This window comes from Klebsiella sp. GG_Kp173, assembly GCF_040062415.1.
GTDB classification, from domain to species: domain Bacteria; phylum Pseudomonadota; class Gammaproteobacteria; order Enterobacterales; family Enterobacteriaceae; genus Klebsiella; species Klebsiella quasipneumoniae.
The window spans coordinates 1-15186 of the sequence record NZ_JBEAFZ010000003.1; the positions used below are offsets into that span (position 1 = coordinate 1).

At 59.8% G+C, this 15186-nt stretch carries 17 protein-coding genes; 12 read left to right on the forward strand and 5 right to left on the reverse strand.

Going from position 1 to position 15186, the window contains the following annotated elements; genetic code table 11:
- Nucleotides 1–74: 74 nt before the first annotated feature.
- Together ABLU50_RS03405 and ABLU50_RS03410 are read left to right on the forward strand one after the other, a co-directional pair.
- On the forward strand, nucleotides 75–494 hold the full coding sequence (locus ABLU50_RS03405) for a translesion error-prone DNA polymerase V autoproteolytic subunit (protein WP_004203751.1): 420 nt from the start codon (nucleotides 75–77) through the stop codon (nucleotides 492–494).
- A gap of 2 nt (nucleotides 495–496) precedes the next feature.
- Complete coding sequence (locus tag ABLU50_RS03410) at nucleotides 497–1762, forward strand: Y-family DNA polymerase (protein WP_004203752.1); 1266 nt, start codon at nucleotides 497–499, stop codon at nucleotides 1760–1762.
- 6 nt (nucleotides 1763–1768) lie between these two features.
- Here ABLU50_RS03410 and ABLU50_RS03415 read toward each other — a convergent pair whose 3' ends face one another.
- Nucleotides 1769–2674 (reverse strand): LysR family transcriptional regulator, encoded by a 906-nt coding sequence (locus ABLU50_RS03415; protein ID WP_080837485.1) that lies wholly within the window; start codon nucleotides 2672–2674, stop codon nucleotides 1769–1771.
- A gap of 166 nt (nucleotides 2675–2840) precedes the next feature.
- Here ABLU50_RS03415 and ABLU50_RS03420 point away from each other — a divergent pair, with 166 nt between their 5' ends.
- Nucleotides 2841–3590, forward strand: a complete 750-nt coding sequence (locus ABLU50_RS03420) for an SDR family oxidoreductase (RefSeq protein WP_023317977.1) — start codon at nucleotides 2841–2843, stop codon at nucleotides 3588–3590.
- Nucleotides 3591–3678: 88 nt separating this feature from the next.
- Here the strand turns inward: ABLU50_RS03420 and ABLU50_RS03425 are convergent, their stop codons facing one another.
- Complete coding sequence (locus ABLU50_RS03425) at nucleotides 3679–4272, reverse strand: ester cyclase (protein WP_087832880.1); 594 nt, start codon at nucleotides 4270–4272, stop codon at nucleotides 3679–3681.
- A 2-nt stretch (nucleotides 4273–4274) separates the two neighbouring features.
- Entirely contained in the window at nucleotides 4275–5384 is a 1110-nt protein-coding gene (locus ABLU50_RS03430; protein WP_087832786.1) for an alkene reductase, read from the reverse strand.
- Between the two features lie 100 nt (nucleotides 5385–5484).
- Here ABLU50_RS03430 and ABLU50_RS03435 point away from each other — a divergent pair, with 100 nt between their 5' ends.
- The 8 genes from ABLU50_RS03435 (at nucleotide 5485) to ABLU50_RS03470 (ending at nucleotide 12734) form a co-directional block, all read left to right on the forward strand.
- Complete coding sequence (locus ABLU50_RS03435) at nucleotides 5485–6393, forward strand: LysR family transcriptional regulator (protein ID WP_064150280.1); 909 nt, start codon at nucleotides 5485–5487, stop codon at nucleotides 6391–6393.
- Nucleotides 6394–6517: 124 nt separating this feature from the next.
- Nucleotides 6518–7375: a MurR/RpiR family transcriptional regulator gene (locus ABLU50_RS03440; protein WP_004203760.1), complete on the forward strand. Its 858-nt coding sequence runs from the start codon at nucleotides 6518–6520 to the stop codon at nucleotides 7373–7375.
- 128 nt (nucleotides 7376–7503) lie between these two features.
- Nucleotides 7504–8832, forward strand: coding sequence for an aspartate aminotransferase family protein (locus ABLU50_RS03445; protein ID WP_017898604.1), 1329 nt, complete (start codon nucleotides 7504–7506; stop codon nucleotides 8830–8832).
- Nucleotides 8829–9383, forward strand: coding sequence for a carboxymuconolactone decarboxylase (locus tag ABLU50_RS03450; RefSeq protein ID WP_087832787.1), 555 nt, complete (start codon nucleotides 8829–8831; stop codon nucleotides 9381–9383). The genes ABLU50_RS03445 and ABLU50_RS03450 overlap by 4 nt, the downstream gene beginning before the upstream one ends.
- A 127-nt stretch (nucleotides 9384–9510) precedes the next feature.
- Nucleotides 9511–10263, forward strand: a complete 753-nt coding sequence (gene glnH / locus ABLU50_RS03455) for a glutamine ABC transporter substrate-binding protein GlnH (RefSeq protein WP_069603206.1) — start codon at nucleotides 9511–9513, stop codon at nucleotides 10261–10263.
- 51 nt (nucleotides 10264–10314) lie between these two features.
- Entirely contained in the window at nucleotides 10315–10971 is a 657-nt protein-coding gene (gene glnP / locus ABLU50_RS03460) for a glutamine ABC transporter permease GlnP (RefSeq protein ID WP_062913803.1), read from the forward strand.
- Nucleotides 10972–10973: 2 nt separating this feature from the next.
- Nucleotides 10974–11696, forward strand: coding sequence for a glutamine ABC transporter ATP-binding protein GlnQ (gene glnQ, locus ABLU50_RS03465; RefSeq protein ID WP_087832881.1), 723 nt, complete (start codon nucleotides 10974–10976; stop codon nucleotides 11694–11696).
- Nucleotides 11697–11717: 21 nt separating this feature from the next.
- Complete coding sequence (locus ABLU50_RS03470; protein ID WP_043522477.1) at nucleotides 11718–12734, forward strand: acyl-CoA--6-aminopenicillanic acid acyl-transferase; 1017 nt, start codon at nucleotides 11718–11720, stop codon at nucleotides 12732–12734.
- Here ABLU50_RS03470 and ABLU50_RS03475 read toward each other — a convergent pair.
- Nucleotides 12731–13921 (reverse strand): MFS transporter, encoded by a 1191-nt coding sequence (locus ABLU50_RS03475; protein WP_087832788.1) that lies wholly within the window; start codon nucleotides 13919–13921, stop codon nucleotides 12731–12733. The genes ABLU50_RS03470 and ABLU50_RS03475 overlap by 4 nt on opposite strands.
- 175 nt (nucleotides 13922–14096) lie before the next feature.
- Between ABLU50_RS03475 and ABLU50_RS03480 the strand changes: the two genes are divergently transcribed.
- Nucleotides 14097–14978, forward strand: coding sequence for a LysR family transcriptional regulator (locus ABLU50_RS03480; RefSeq protein ID WP_017898598.1), 882 nt, complete (start codon nucleotides 14097–14099; stop codon nucleotides 14976–14978).
- 70 nt (nucleotides 14979–15048) lie between these two features.
- On the opposite strand, the gene ABLU50_RS03485 is transcribed toward ABLU50_RS03480, so the two are convergent.
- Complete coding sequence (locus ABLU50_RS03485) at nucleotides 15049–15168, reverse strand: hypothetical protein (RefSeq protein WP_032425956.1); 120 nt, start codon at nucleotides 15166–15168, stop codon at nucleotides 15049–15051.
- Nucleotides 15169–15186 lie beyond the last annotated feature (18 nt).

Here is a 15186-nt window from a genome sequence, read left to right on the forward strand (position 1 = left end):
CGCACGCCGGGATCTGTGCGGGGGGTACCCGGTAACGGGTATCCCTACCGCGACATTATGTGGTGGGTTAAAAAATGAACTTTTACACGCCGGTTGAGCTACGTCAGATTGTCTCCTTTCCCTTTTTTGCCGACCTGGTGCAGTGCGGCTTTCCCAGCCCGGCCCAGGACTATGTCGAGAAGCGAATCGACCTCAACGAGCTGCTGGTGCAGCATCCCAGCGCGACCTATTTTGTCAAAGCCGCAGGCGACAGCATGATCAATGCCGGCATTGACGAAGGCGATCTGCTGGTGGTGGACAGCGCGCGTAAAGCGGAGCATGGCGATATCGTCATTGCCGCCGTCGGCGGCGAATTTACGGTAAAAAAGCTGCAACTTCTACCCCGGGTGCAGCTTAACCCGATGAACCCGGCCTATTCACCCATCGTGGTCGGCCGCGAGGAGACGCTCGATATTTTCGGCGTGGTGACCTACATCATCAAGGCAGCGGGTTGATCATGTTCGCGCACTGTGATGTGAACGCCTTTTATGCGAGCTGCCAGACCGCCTTCCGGCCAGACCTGAAGGGGCGGCCGGTGGTGGTGCTGTCGAACAACGATGGCTGTGTGATCGCCCGCTCGGCGGAGGCGAAGCCGTTTGTGAAAATGGGCGAACCCTACTTTAAGCAGAAGGCGGCGTTTCTTCGCCACGGCGTCGTGGCGTTCAGCAGCAACTATGAGCTGTACGCCGACATGTCCAACCGGGTAATGACCACCCTGGAAGAGCTCGCCCCGCGCTGCGAAATTTACAGTATCGATGAAGCCTTTTGCGATGTCAGCGGCGTGCGCCACTGCAAAGATCTGACCGACTTTGGCCGGGAAATCCGCGCCACGGTGCAGCAGCGCACCCATCTGACGCTGGGCGTCGGGATCGCCCCGACCAAAACCCTGGCGAAGCTGGCCAACCACGCGGCGAAGCAGTGGCAGCGGCAGACGGGCGGGGTGGTGGATTTATCCTGTCCGCAGCGGCAGCGGAAGCTGATGGCGCTGTTGCCGGTGAGTGAGGTCTGGGGCATCGGGCGGCGGATCGGTAAAAAGCTCGAGGCAATGGGGATCGGCACGGTACTCCAGCTGGCGGAGAGCGATATCCGCTTTATCCGCAAGCACTTCACGGTGGTGCTTGAGCGAACGGTACGGGAGCTGCGCGGCGAGCCTTGCCTGGCGCTGGAGGAGTTTGCTCCCGCTAAGCAGGAAATTATCTGCAGCCGCTCGTTCGGGGATCGCATTACGGCCTATGAGGATATGCGCCAGGCGATCTGCAGCTATGCCGCGCGGGCAGCAGAAAAGCTGCGCGGTGAGCATCAGTACTGCCGGTTCGTCTCCGCCTTTGTCAAAACCAGCCCCTTCGCGCTGAATGAACCCTATTACGGCAACAGCGCCTCACTGAAGCTGCTGACGCCGACGCAGGATTCCCGGGATATTATCGCCGCGGCGACAAACTGCCTGGACGCCATCTGGAAAGCGGGGCATCGCTATCAGAAGGCCGGGGTGATGCTCGGCGATTTCTACAGCCAGGGCGTCGCCCAGCTGAACCTGTTCGACGAGCTTGCCCCGCGGCAGAACAGCGCCAGGCTGATGCAGGTGCTCGACCAGCTGAATGCGAAAAACGGCAGGGGGGCGCTCTATTTTGCCGGCCAGGGGGTCCAGCAGCAGTGGCAGATGAAGCGAGAGATGCTATCGCCGCGCTACACCACGCGATACGGCGACCTGCTCCGCGTCAGATAACGCGCGCTATCCCTGCACCGCAGACGGAAAAACCGCCGCCAGCCAGTCAATAAAGACGCGGAGCCGGGGCGGGACGTGCCGGTGCCGGGCATAGACAACGTGAAAAGGATAGGGGGCCGGGCGCCAGGCGCTGAGGATCTCCACCAGCTTGCCGCTCGCCAGCGCCGGTTTCAGCGAATAGGTAAAGGTCTGCACAATGCCTAAGCCCGCCTCGCCGGCGGCAATATGCGCGTTGCTCTCATTGATGCCGAGATGGTGCTCCGTCTTCAGCTCGGTGCTGACGCCGTGACGGGCAAAACGAAACGGAAACGCTCTGCCGCTGGCCGGCGACAGGTAGCTGATGAGCCGGTGGCCATGGTTCAGTTCATCCGGTGAGGCGGGCGTACCATAGCGCTGAAGATAGCCCGGGGTGGCGCAGGTAACCAGCGCCGCCTCGCCGATTTTACGGGCAATCAGCGTCGAGTCTTCCATCGGTCCGCCGCGGATGGCGCAGTCAATATTGCCGCCGATCAGGTCCGAGGGCTTATCGGCCACTTGCAAATCGATACGGATATCCGGCCAGGTGGTCATAAAGTCCGCCAGCAGCGGGATCAGCACATCGCGCGCGGTCGACCCGCCGATGGCGATCCGCAGATGGCCCTTTGGCTTATTGCGGGCGGTATTGAAGGCGGCGTCGATCTCTTCCAGGTCTTCCAGCAGGCGCCGGGCCTTTTCATAGTATTCCCGTCCTTCCGGCGTCACGGTGATACGCCGCGTAGTGCGTTGCAGGAGGGAAACCCCAAGATGCGCCTCCAGTTGCTGAATGGTTTTGCTGAGGGTGGCGTTGGGCATATTCAGCGAGTCCGCGGCGCGGGTAAAGCTGCCGGCTTCGACAACGCGGGTGAAGGCTTTAAGAGCTGAAAACCGGTCCATTATTCGCTTTATCCTGGTTACTGGAGGTCATTATCCACCGAGGGGAAGAGTGTTTTTCAGATTAGGCCATTTTTCCGCCTCGCCGGGGCGATTACAGTGCTTTCCATACCCGGCGGGGCGCTTTCGCGAGCCTGGCCTGTTTATACTCTAACCAAGGAAATGCACCATGAGCAAAAAACTTGCGGATAAAGTGGCGTTAGTCACCGGCGGCAGCGCCGGGATTGGCCTGGCGTCGGCGAAAGCGCTGGCGGAGCAGGGCGCGAAGGTGTACATCACCGGCCGCCGTCAGGAGGAGCTGGATGCGGCGGTAAGATTCATCGGACCCGCCGCCCGCGGGATCCGCGCTGATGCCGGCGTGTTAAGCGACCTTGACGCGGTATTTGCGACCATTGCCGACGAGTCCGGCCGGCTGGATGTACTGTTCGCCAATGCCGGCGGCGGAGACATGCTGCCGCTCAGCGCCGTTACCGAAGCGCACGTTGACCGGATTTTTGCCACTAACGTGCGCGGGGTGGTGTTCACCGTGCAGAAAGCGCTGCCGCTGCTCACCGACGGCGCCTCGGTGATTTTGACCGGCTCTACGGCGGCGGTAAAAGGGACGGCTAACTTCAGCATCTATAGCGCCAGTAAGGCCGCAGTACGCAGCCTGGCGCGCTCCTGGGCGCTGGAGGTTAGCGACCGCGGGATCCGCATCAATGTGGTCAGCCCGGGGCCGGTACGTACCCCGGGTCTGGGAGGGCTGGTGGCGGAGGCGGATCGCCAGGGCTTGTTCGATGCTCTGGCCGCCGGCGTACCGCTCGGGCGGCTGGGCGAGCCGGAGGAGATTGGCCGGACGGTGGTGTTTTTAGCGTCGGATGAGTCGAGCTTTATTAACGCCGCAGAGATTTATGTCGACGGCGGGCTGGCGCAAATCTAAGCGCCGGCTGACGCCAGGCGAGTCGTCCCAGCGGAGACCGGGGCGGCTCGCCGTGTTGGCGATCGCTGACGCACCGTCCGGAGGCAGCTTATTGCGCGCCCAGCTGTTTCATCAGCGTCAGGTTATCTTCAATATGCCAGTTGGCGGTAATTTTACCGCCGCGGATCTGATAGATATCGGTGGCGATAAAATCGATATTTTGTCCCTTACCCTGCCGGGTGCCGAAGGTCCCGGTAAAGTGGCCATGAAAATGTAAGTGTGAGACCACCCGGTCACCGGCCACGATCATTTGTTCGACATCACAGCGTAAATCCGGCACCGCCTGGCGAAACGCTCTGGAGGCGAGGATCGCTCCTTCCGGCCCCTGTCGGCGGCCTTCCGGGGGCGTTTTATCGATAAAATTCTTCGCCAGCGCCGCCCGGGCCAGCGCGTCATCACCGGTATTCCAGAACGTGGCATACTGCCTGGCGACATATTCATTGGCGGCGCGTGTGGCCGCGGGAAGGCTGCCGTCAGCGATGAGTTGCGCCGGCTTCAGCAGATCCTGTTGGGCTGCATACGCGGAGCCGGACATTGCGACAAGCAGCAGCGCTGTGGCGCAGCGACGGCGAATGAGGCCGCGTCTGGCCAGCGTGCGGGCAACCGCGACACCACGGCCGGCAGGTAACATTTTGCGGGTCATTTTCACTCTTTATGCTCCGTATAGAAGGGATAGTCGGTATAGCCCGCCTCCGTGCCGCCAAACAGCGTGCCGGGATCGCTGACGGTAGCCAGCGGCCAGCGATGCAGAAGCCGCTGCGGCAGGTCGGGATTGGCAATAAACGGCCGGCCGAAAGCCACGAGGTCGGCGAGACCGGCGTCAAGAATGCGCTCCGCCTTCTGCTGATCGTAATTCCCGGCCACGATCAGCGTGCCGCTGAAGGTCGCGCGCAGCGTGTCGCGGAAGTGTCGGGGAACGGCTGGGGCATCGTCCCAGTCCGCCTCCGCCAGATGGATAAAGGCGATGCCCTGCTGTTCGCACCAGGCCGCCAGGGCAAGGATGGCGTCGATCACCTGCGGGTCATTCATCCCGCGCTGGGTAATGAAGGGGGAAAGGCGGATGCCCGTCCGCTCGCGGCCGATTGCGTCGCTGATGGCGGTCAGTACCTCCTGGGCAAAACGGATCCGGTTGTTCAGGCTGCCGCCGTACTCATCGGTACGCTGGTTGGCGGTCCGCCGCAGGAACTGGTCGATCAGATAGCCATTGCCGCCGTGTACTTCCACGCCGTCAAACCCCGCCGCGATCGCATTGCGCGCCGCCTGACGGTAATCGGCGACAATACGCTGGATATCCGACCGGGAGAGCGCCCGCGGGGGTGAACAGTCCACCATCTGGCCCCGGCCCTGCTCATCCACCACCCAGACCTGGGCGTCCGGCGCCAGCGCCGAGGGGGCCACGGGTTGACCATCCGCATGAAAACGGGCGTGCGACATGCGTCCCACGTGCCAGAGCTGAGAAAAAATAACGCCGCCGGCCTGATGTACGGCGCGGGTCGTCAACTGCCAGCCGGCAATCTGGTCTGCGGAATGCAGGCCGGGCGTCCAGGAATACCCCTGTCCCTCGGGAGAGATTTGCGTCGCTTCCGTAACGATCAATCCCGCGCTGGCGCGCTGGCGGTAATACTCCGCCATCAGCGCGGAGGGGATATTTCCCGGCTGCAGCGCGCGCGCCCGGGTCATGGGAGCCATGACGATACGGTTTTTCAGCGGCAGCGTACCGATGCGATGACGATCAAAAAGTGAGAGCGTGTTCATAGTGGTGTCCCTTGCGAGTGGAATGGAAATCACTTTACAGTCGGGACCTGATTTTGATAATTAGACGAAAAATAGATTCACTTTTCGGGATATACGAAAAATGGGCAAGCTGGAAGATATGGCGCTACTGGTGGCAGTCGCCGAGGCGGGGGGACTCTCCGCCGCCGGTAGACGGTTGTCGCTTTCGCCGGCCACCATGACGGCCCGCCTGAAGGCGATGGAAGAGCGTTACCAGACCCGCCTGTTCCATCGCTCCACGCGCGCTATCACCCTGACCAACGCGGGGGAAGATTTTTATCATGCCGCGCGGCGCGTACTGGAGGAGGCGCGCCACGCCGAGTCGTTGCTGACGCAAAAAGAGGGCGTCCTGAGCGGCGATATTCGCCTTTCCGCCCCCTCCGACTTTGGCCGACAATACCTTAGCCCGGCCATCGTCGACTTTACCCGCCGTCACCCGGAAGTGACCTTTTCCGTCTACTTAGGCGAGCGCGTGGAGGATCTGGTCGCCAACCGGCTGGATATGAGCATTCGCGTCGGTAATCTGCCGGACAGCAGCCTGGCCATCCGCCACATCCGTCCTAACCACCGGGTGCTGGTGGCCTCGACGGCTTACCTTGCCGCCCGTGGAACGCCGGCTTCGCCCGAGGCGCTGCATCATCACCGCTGCCTGGCGCTGGAGCGGCATGGTGTGGTGATGAACGAGTGGCGCTTTGAGGAGGCGGGAAAAGAGCAGATCATCCGGGTGACGCCGGCGATGGTCTGCGACGATGGGGCGTTGCTGCGGCAGTGGGCGCTCAGCGGGGCGGGGATCGCCGGTAAATCATGGTGGGATGTGAAGAGGGATGTCGAGGAGGGGCGGCTTCAGGTGCTGTTTGCCGGTCGCTTCACCGGATTCAGCCCCTTAGACCGCAAGGAGGTTGGGCTGCAGTTTGTCTTTCCCCAGCGAAAGCTGCAACCGCCGCAGGTGTCGGCGTTTATGGCGTTTTTTATCGACTGGCTGGAGAAGTGACGGGCAGGGCGGTTCGCCATGCTCAGGAGCGCAAAGGATGGCCCCCGGGTGTTAGACCAGCCTATAGAGTCTTGATCTCAAATATGATTAGATAGCTTTCACTTAAAACCAGTCAGTGGCTGCCATGAATCTCAGGGAAAAAATCATTAATGAATTCGGCGGGTTGTCGCCCGAGCTGCAACGCGCCGCCGAGTTCTCACTGCAAAATGCCAGTCAGCTGGTGGTGTTATCAATGCGTGCCTTCGCGGCGGAAGCCGGGGTAAAACCGGCGACGCTGCTGCGTCTGGCGCAGCGGCTGGGCTACCGCGGCTGGAGCGAGCTGAAAAGTGATTTCATTGACGATCTGGGGCTGCGCAATGATACATACGTATCAAAAGCGGAAAAAATGATGGCCCGCGGGACGCAAACACAGCTGTATAAAGAGGTTTTTCAGGCGCATCAGGCGAATCTGACCTTTACGCAAAATGAAAATGCCCAGGAGATGGAGCAGGCGGTGACCTTGCTCGATAGCGCGGAGAATGTCTATATCTGCGGATTCCGCGCCAGCTTTCCGATCGCGTGGTCGCTGTTCTATGTCTATCGACTGTTTAACCGCCAGGTGTCATTGATCGATGGCCTGGCCAGCAATATCGAAGTTTTTACCCGCGAACTAACCGCCCGGGACTGCGTCTTACTCACCAGCTTTGCTCCCTATTCACGCGAATCACTGGATGTTTTACAGGCAGCCCGGCAGGCCGGGGCGAAGATCCTCGCCATTACCGACTCGCCGGTTTCCCCCTTAGCGCAGGCGGCAGACTGCACGCTGCTGTTCTCCATCGACAGTCCGTCATTTTTCCCTTCCGTGGTCTCCGGCATGGGCCTGGCGGAGTGCCTGCTGGCGATGCTGGTGGTGCGCCACGGTCGGGAGGCGGTGAGTAAAATTGAAAATGCCGAACGCTATCTTATTGAGTCTGGCGCCTACGTGATCCCCGGTAAGTCCTGATAAATGATTCAAATGTATCAATTATAAGAATAACGGATGCATTTATATCTTTAATTCGTTGACGTGATCCAAATGGATCCTGCAAGATACGCTCAATTCATGTAGCGGATTCAGGAGCAGAACCCAGTATGAGTCATGTCATTCACCGCAGCCTGCGTAGCACGCCGATGGTGGCTTCACGTGCGCAAGGGGCCTATATCTTTGATGCCCAGGGAAAACCGTATCTTGATGCCTGCGGCGGGGCGGCGGTTTCCTGCCTCGGACACGCGCATCCTGATGTGCTGGCGGCGATGCACCGCCAGATCGATCGGCTGGCCTATGCGCATACCAGTTTTTTCACCAGCGATGCCGTCGAGCAGCTTGCCGAACATCTCACCCGCACGGCGCCCGGCGAGCTTAACTACGCCTACTTTGTCTCGGGCGGTTCTGAGGCGGTAGAGACGGCGCTGAAGATGGCGCGGCAGTACTTTGTGGAGATCGGCCAGCCATCGCGCACCCGCTTTATCGCCCGTAAACAGAGCTATCACGGCAATACGCTGGGCGCGCTGGCGGTGGGGGGGAATGAATGGCGCCGTCGTCAGTTTGCTCCCTTATTAATGGATGTTATCCGCGTCTCCGCCTGCAATGAGTACCGCGATCGTCGGGCTGACGAGACTCAACAGCAATATACCGAGCGCCTGCTCAATGAGCTGGAGCAAGCCATCCTTGAGGCCGGCCCGGAAACGATCATCGGTTTCTGTGCCGAAACCGTGGTGGGGGCGACGACGGGAGCCACGCCGCCGACGCCGGGCTATCTGCAAGGGGTCCGCCGCCTGTGCGACAAATACGGCATCCTGTACATCGCGGATGAGGTGATGTGCGGTATGGGGCGGACCGGGACGCTGCATGCGTTTGAACAGGATGACGTGGTGCCCGATTTAGTGACCATCGCCAAAGGACTCGGCGGAGGCTATCAGCCGATTGGGGCGGTGCTGGCGAGTGAGACTATCGTCTCCGCGCTAAAGGCGGGCAGCGGGTTGTTCCAGCATGGTCACACTTACATTTGTCATGCCACCGCCGCGTCGGCAGCCCTGGCGGTGCAGCAAGTGATCGCGCGGGATAATTTGCTGGACGCCGTCAAACAGCAGGGCGCCTATCTGCACAAGGCGCTGCGCGAGGTGCTGGGGGAGTTACCACATGTCGGTGATACGCGCGGACGCGGCCTGTTTGCGGGGGTCGAGCTGGTGCGTGATAAAGACGACAAAACGCCGTTCGATCCTTCCCTGAAGCTGCACGCTGCGATCAAAGCAAACTGCATGGCGCGTGGACTGATGGTCTATCCCATGGGCGGCACCATCGATGGCCAGTCTGGCGACCACATTCTGATTGCACCGCCGTTTATCATCACCCCGGCGCAGCTCGATTTTGTGGTCGATACCCTGAACTGCGTGATCCGTGAAGAGACGGGGAAATTATGAGCAATCGTTTACCGCCCCTGGCGGAACAGGAATGGGACGTTCAGCAGCGTCAGTTAGCGCAAGAGATTATCAACGGACCGCGCGGCGCCTTGCTGCCGCCCTTTGAACCGCTACTGCGTAGCCCCGAGCTGATGGCCCATGCCCAGCGTATGGGGGAGTACCTGCGCTATCGCAGCGCGCTGGGCCAGCGTCTTTCTGAACTGGCGATTTTGCTGACCGCGCGGCACTGGTCGCAGCCGGTTGAGTGGGCGATCCATGCGCCGATAGCACGCGAGAAAGGGATCGCTGCCGCGGCGGTGCAGGCGATTAAGGAAAGGCGCCGGCCCGTGGATCTCCGGCCCGATGAGCAGACGGTCTATGACTTCTGTCAGCAGCTGCATCAACAGCAAAAGGTCAGCGATGAGACCTGGCAACAAGCCATTGAGTTATGGGGCGAGAAGGGCGTGGTGGATCTGATTGGAATAAACGGTTATTACAGTTTTCTCTCCATGGTGATGAACAGCGCCCAGACGCCAGCACCGGCTACCTCTGACTCTCTGTTTTCTGCATAAGTTATCGTTTTTATTCGGGCGCATAAAACTGCGCCCGGTATATCAGCTCTTGTTATTGGTTCTTCCGGCGAGATATTTCGCAGGGTGACGTTCGTTGTAGGCTATTTCACTGACGCTGAGGGTAATTATGAGTGGATTATTTAAGAAATTAAAGCTGACGCTGGCATTAGTTATTTGTTCAGCGAGTTTTGTTACAGCAGCAGAAGATAAAATAACGGTGGGTGTCGATACTGCCTTTGTTCCATTTGAATTTAAACAAGGCGATAAATATGTCGGCTTTGATATCGATCTGTGGGACGCGATTGCGAAGAAAATGCATATCAGCTACGAATTAAGGCCGATGGATTTCGGCGGCCTGATCCCCGGTCTGCAGTCGCGTAATCTGGACGTGGCGATGGCGGGAATAACGATTACCGATGCGCGCAAGCAGGTCGTGGACTTCAGTGAAGGATATTATAATGCCGACCTGTTAATAGCCGTGAAAAGTACCGACAATTCCATTGTTAAATTCAGTGATTTGACCGGGAAAAAAGTCGGCCTTAAGCAGGGGACGGCGGCAGCCAGCTTTATGAAAAGCAAATATAAAGCGAATTATATCGAGTTCCCGAATATCGATAACGCTTACCTTGACCTGCAGGCCGGTAATCTCGATGCCGTCGTTCATGATTCGCCGAATGTCCTTTACTACGTGAAGACGGCGGGTAATGGCAAGGTCAAATCCACTGGTGAGACGGACAGCATTCTGCCACAGCAGTATGGCTTTGCGATGCAGAAAAACAGCAGCCTGACGCCAAAAGTCAACCAGGCCCTGCAGGCCCTGCGCGCCGATGGTACCTACGACAAGATTTACATAAAGTGGTTTGCTAAACAGCCGAAATAACCCTGCCAGGTCGGAGCGATCCGACCTCATATTTTCTTTACGGGTAGAAGCATGAATTTTGACAGTCGCTATATTTGGGATGCATTGCCGCTGCTGATGCAAGGCTTGCAGCTGACGCTGATTATTTCGTTATCAGGTTTGTTAGGTGGATTAATCATTGGCTTGCTGGCCGGGACCTGCCGCGCATTAGGCGGGGCAATATCCAAAACGGTATCGCTGGTGTTTGTGGAATTAATCCGCGGGACGCCAATTATGGTGCAGGTGATGTTTATCTACTTCGCCCTGCCGATGGTGTTGCCGGTGCGTATTGACCCGGTTCCTGCCGCCATTATCACCATTGTGATTAACTCCGGGGCTTATATAGCGGAGATCACCCGGGGCGCGATTCTGTCGATCAATAAAGGATTTAAAGAAGCCAGCCTCGCGATGGGGTTATCGCCGCGCAGCACCCTGTGGCATGTCATTATGCCGCTGGCTTTTCGGCGGATGATCCCGGCATTAGGCAATCAATGGATTATCAGTATTAAAGATACGTCGCTGTTTATTGTGATTGGCGTGGCAGAATTAACCCGTCAGGGACAAGAGATTATTGCCGGCAACTTTCGGGCGCTGGAGGTGTGGACGGCGGTGGCGATGATTTATCTGTTTTTGACATTGTGCCTGAGCTTCCTGCTAAAACAAGTTGAGAAAAGGATCCATATTTTATGAGCATGGTTGAATTTAGCGCGGTGGCGAAAAACTTCGGCGCCACTCAGGTGCTGCACGATATCAATTTAAAGATTGAAGCGGGCGAGGTGGTGGTGATCATCGGTCCTTCCGGCTCGGGAAAATCGACCCTGCTGCGTTGTATTAACAAACTGGAAGAGATCTCCTCGGGCACGCTGCTGGTGGCGGGCATGCATATTACGGATCCGCACGCGAATGAGTGTGATATTCGCCGCGAAGCCGGTATGGTGTTTCAACAGTTTCATTTGTTCCCGCATCTGACCGCCCTGGAGAATGTCATGTTCGGTCCGCTTCGCGTGCGCAAGCAGAGCAAGGCCACAGCGCGGGAGCAGGCGCTGGCGTTGCTGGATCGCGTGGGGCTGCGTGAACACGCTAACCACTATCCTGCCGAGCTCTCGGGCGGTCAGCAGCAGCGTGTGGCGATAGCTCGCGCCCTGGCGGTGAAACCCAAAATGATGTTATTTGATGAGCCAACATCCGCCCTTGATCCTGAACTGCGGCATGAGGTGTTAAAGGTCATGCGTTCGCTGGCCGACGAGGGCATGACGATGGTGATTGTGACCCATGAGATTGGCTTTGCCAGAGAGGTGGCTTCCCGGGTGATTTTTATTGATGGCGGCACTATTGCCGAAGATGGTTCACCTGAGGCGCTGCTCACGGCCAGCAGCAATCCGCGTCTGCAAGAGTTTTTGCAACACGTATCCTGAACATAAGTGAATAATGACAATATGAAAACAATCGCAATCCGAGGTTCCGCTTTTGCGGTCGGTCAGCAGCTTGGCGCGTTTGGTCGTGAGGCCTGGCAGACAAAAATCAGGCAAACGGCGCTGTGGCAAACGGTGGCCGCCCTGAAAACGACGGAACAGACCCAGCGCATGCGCGCAGCCGTGCAGGCTCAGTTCCCGCTGATCTGGCAGGAGCTGGAGGGCATGGCGGAGGGGCTGCAGGCGCCGGTGGATGAGGTGTTCGCCTGGAACTGTCGCGGCGATCTGGTACGTTCGACGTCGGATGGCTGCACCACTCTGGCGGGGAGAAGCGCAGAGGGCGAGTTGATCATTGCGCACAATGAAGACGGCTTCCCGCAGCTGCGTGAAGACTGCGCCATCGTCAGCATAACCCCGGACGTGGGCCTCGCCTTTACCAGCTTCGCCTATCCCGGCTCCCTGTGCGGACATACCTTCGCAGTGAATGAGAAGGGGATAGTCAATACGGTCAACAATATTCGCGCCGTGCATCGTCCGGACGGGATGCCGCGCCAGATTCTGGCCCGCGCCTCGCTGAACGCCACCACCTTAGAGGAAGCCGTCACTCTGCTGAGCGCCACGCCGCGCGCGGGCGCGTTTCACCACACCCTGGGCCAGATGGGCGATAGCCGTCTGTTTAGCGTGGAAGCCACCGGCTCCGGCAGCTCGGTGCTCGCGTTGTCCGCCACCAGCGGGCATGCCAACCATCTGATCCATCCCCAGCTTGCGGCTATTGAACAGATCGTGACCGGCAGCTCCGGCTCGCGCCAGCGGCGCCTGGACGCGTGGCTGGCGACGAACCCGCCGCTGGATGGCGTGACAGCGAAAGCGATGCTCTCCGACCAGCAGGATCCGTTGTTACCGATTTACCGGCTGTCTCCCGACGATCCGGATGAGGAAAATACGCTGGCGACGGCCATTTTTACCTTGAGCGCGACCCGCGTCGTGTGGCAGGTCTTCACGCTGGACCGTGAAAACGCGGTTTTACAGGGCAGCGTTTAGCGGCCCGAGGGCGCTTTCAGCAGAGCGATCAGCAGCGTACTGCCCACCATGATCCCCGCCGCCAGCCACACCATTCCCGACAGGCCAGCTGAGGCGATCAGCTGGCCGCCGACAAGCGCCCCGGTGCCGATGGCGGCATTAAAAATGGCCACGTAAATGGCTGACGCTGGCTGGGCGACCGCGCCCGCGCTGCGCAGTAGCCAGGTCTGTAAGCCGACGAACACAATCGCGATGCCGGCGCCCCACAGGGCTAACAGTAGCCCGCTAAAACAGAATGGCAGTGGCGCAAAACGGGCGGAGCCAAGGATCGCCAGCGCGCCCCCGCTCAGCAGCAGCGCAGCGAAAATCAGCCCCTTCAGATGACGATCGATGAGCTTCCCCGCGATAACGTTACCCAGCAGCCCGGAAACCCCTGACAGCAGCAGCAGGCCGGAAAGGGCGGTCGTCGGGACTCCCTGCAGATTTATCAGCAGCGGTTCAATGTAGGTGAAGGCGGCAAAGTGAGCGGTAATGATGCATGCCGTGGCGCCATACAGGCCACCGAGCAGCGGATTGCGGAAAATATCACGATAAACGCGCAGCCTGACGGGGGCTAGGGCGGCCAGCGCGGGCAGCGTCGAGCACAGCACCGCAGCGGCGGCCAGTGACAGCAAGGCCATCGCCATAAACGCGTATCGCCAGCCCGCCAGGGTGGCGATAAAGCTCGCCAGCGGCACCCCCACTACGCTTGCCGCCGACACGCCGCCAAAAATGATCGCCGTGGCCAGCCCCAGCCGGTGCGGCGGCACCAGCTGCGCGGCGACGATGCCAATTAAGGCCCAGAAGGCGCCATGCGCCAGGGCGCCAATCATGCGGGCGCTCATCAGGGCGAACATCGAATAAGACCGGGTTGCGGCGAGACAGGAAAGCGCGAGGATCAGCATCAGCCCGACCAGCAGCGCCTTGCGGGAAATACGCGCCGGCATTGCGCCGGAAAGCAGAGCCGCCAGGGCGCCCACCCAGCCATAGGCGGTGACGGCGAGACCCATGCCAGATTCAGTCTGGTGAAAATCCGCCGCCAGGGCGCTGAGCATGCCCACCGGCGCCAGTTCGCTGGTGACGATTGAAAAGGCGCAGATCCCGAGCGCAACGACGGCTATCCAGACGCGCGCCGGCGCCGGGTGGAGGGGTAAAGCAATCTCTTTCATATCAGGCGTATCCTTAGGAAAGGAGCGTTCCGCGCGGTACACGGACGTTCAGGTGAGGAGAGAGCAGGCGACCGGATGGCCTGGTTGTCTCCGCGAGTGGCGTGCAGTATCATCCCTGCGAAACTGATAAAAAATAGCGGAAAACGGAGAGTCGTTTTCCATAAATGGAAAACAGATGACCGCAGAATTTAACTGGGATGATGCGCGCATATTCCTCGCCATCGCCCGGGCGGGAACGCTGAGCGGCGCCGCCGACAAGATGAACATGGGGATAGCCACGGTCTCCCGCCGGCTGGATCGGCTGGAGCAAGCGTTGAACGTTCCGCTCTTCAGCCGCCATCAGAGCGGCTATCGCCTGACCGATGATGGCGAAGCCCTGCTCGCGCGGGCCGAGGCGCTGGAATACGCAGGCCTGGCGTTTGGCGAAGCGGCGCAACTGCAGGGGCATGTCGCCGGGGTTGTCCGCCTGGCCACCTCGGATAACCTGGCCACGCATTTTATTCTGCCCTCCCTGAAAGGGCTCCTGGACCATTATCCCGAGCTGCGGGTGGAGGTGCTGAGCGGCGTGCAGCCGGTGAACCTGCACCGTCGGGATGCCGATCTGGCGATCCGCATGGTCAAGCCTGAGGCCGGGCATTTGACGTTAAAGCGACTGGGGACGGTGGGGTTTGGCGTCTATGGCGCCGCCGGCTATCTGGCCGGTGCGGACGGCCTGTCGCTGAGCGAGGCGGACTTTGTGGGGTGGCCGGAAACTCACCAGCACCTGCCGGCCGCCCAATGGATCGCGCGCACCCTGCGCGGCCGGCCGTGTAAAGTCGAAGCCAATACGCTCGTGGCCCAGGTTTCCGCGGTATCCGCGGGCCTCGGACTGGGCGTTCTGCCGCACTTTATGGCACGGGCCAGCGGCCTGCAGTGCCTGCAGCCGGAGATCGGCGCGGATCAGACTCTCTGGCTGGTGATGCATTCCGACCTGGCCGGGTCCAGACGCGTGCGGGTTATCGCCGACCATCTCATCACCCTCTTTGCGGCCCATCAAGATCGGCTGGCGATGCCCTGAAGGGGCGCGGCTTGGGCGTGTAGCGATACGACTGCCCGAGGCTGACGAGCCACGATTTTTTCCGCACCAGCTAACAGCGATACTCGCCGCGCAATATTCGGCCCAATGCTGCTCCGCAGTCAAAAATAGTGCAGAGTGAGAGGATATCCCCGTCCGGCAAAATAATTTTGTGTTGTGGCCAACGCCGCATTGTTGCGCTCCCCCAGAA

Bases quoted from the DNA above. Each gene is read 5' to 3' on its own strand.
- glnQ (WP_087832881.1), top strand. From the start codon at position 10,974: ATGGTTGAATTTAGCGCGGTGGCGAAAAACTTCGGCGCCACTCAGGTG.
- ABLU50_RS03470 (WP_043522477.1), top strand. From the start codon at position 11,718: ATGAAAACAATCGCAATCCGAGGTTCCGCTTTTGCGGTCGGTCAGCAG.
- ABLU50_RS03405 (WP_004203751.1), top strand. From the start codon at position 75: ATGAACTTTTACACGCCGGTTGAGCTACGTCAGATTGTCTCCTTTCCC.
- ABLU50_RS03410 (WP_004203752.1), top strand. From the start codon at position 497: ATGTTCGCGCACTGTGATGTGAACGCCTTTTATGCGAGCTGCCAGACC.
- ABLU50_RS03440 (WP_004203760.1), top strand. From the start codon at position 6,518: ATGAATCTCAGGGAAAAAATCATTAATGAATTCGGCGGGTTGTCGCCC.
- glnP (WP_062913803.1), top strand. From the start codon at position 10,315: ATGAATTTTGACAGTCGCTATATTTGGGATGCATTGCCGCTGCTGATG.
- ABLU50_RS03475 (WP_087832788.1), bottom strand. From the start codon at position 13,921: ATGAAAGAGATTGCTTTACCCCTCCACCCGGCGCCGGCGCGCGTCTGG.
- ABLU50_RS03445 (WP_017898604.1), top strand. From the start codon at position 7,504: ATGAGTCATGTCATTCACCGCAGCCTGCGTAGCACGCCGATGGTGGCT.
- ABLU50_RS03425 (WP_087832880.1), bottom strand. From the start codon at position 4,272: ATGACCCGCAAAATGTTACCTGCCGGCCGTGGTGTCGCGGTTGCCCGC.
- ABLU50_RS03450 (WP_087832787.1), top strand. From the start codon at position 8,829: ATGAGCAATCGTTTACCGCCCCTGGCGGAACAGGAATGGGACGTTCAG.
- glnH (WP_069603206.1), top strand. From the start codon at position 9,511: ATGAGTGGATTATTTAAGAAATTAAAGCTGACGCTGGCATTAGTTATT.
- ABLU50_RS03415 (WP_080837485.1), bottom strand. From the start codon at position 2,674: ATGGACCGGTTTTCAGCTCTTAAAGCCTTCACCCGCGTTGTCGAAGCC.
- ABLU50_RS03430 (WP_087832786.1), bottom strand. From the start codon at position 5,384: ATGAACACGCTCTCACTTTTTGATCGTCATCGCATCGGTACGCTGCCG.
- ABLU50_RS03435 (WP_064150280.1), top strand. From the start codon at position 5,485: ATGGGCAAGCTGGAAGATATGGCGCTACTGGTGGCAGTCGCCGAGGCG.
- ABLU50_RS03420 (WP_023317977.1), top strand. From the start codon at position 2,841: ATGAGCAAAAAACTTGCGGATAAAGTGGCGTTAGTCACCGGCGGCAGC.
- ABLU50_RS03480 (WP_017898598.1), top strand. From the start codon at position 14,097: ATGACCGCAGAATTTAACTGGGATGATGCGCGCATATTCCTCGCCATC.
- ABLU50_RS03485 (WP_032425956.1), bottom strand. From the start codon at position 15,168: ATGCGGCGTTGGCCACAACACAAAATTATTTTGCCGGACGGGGATATC.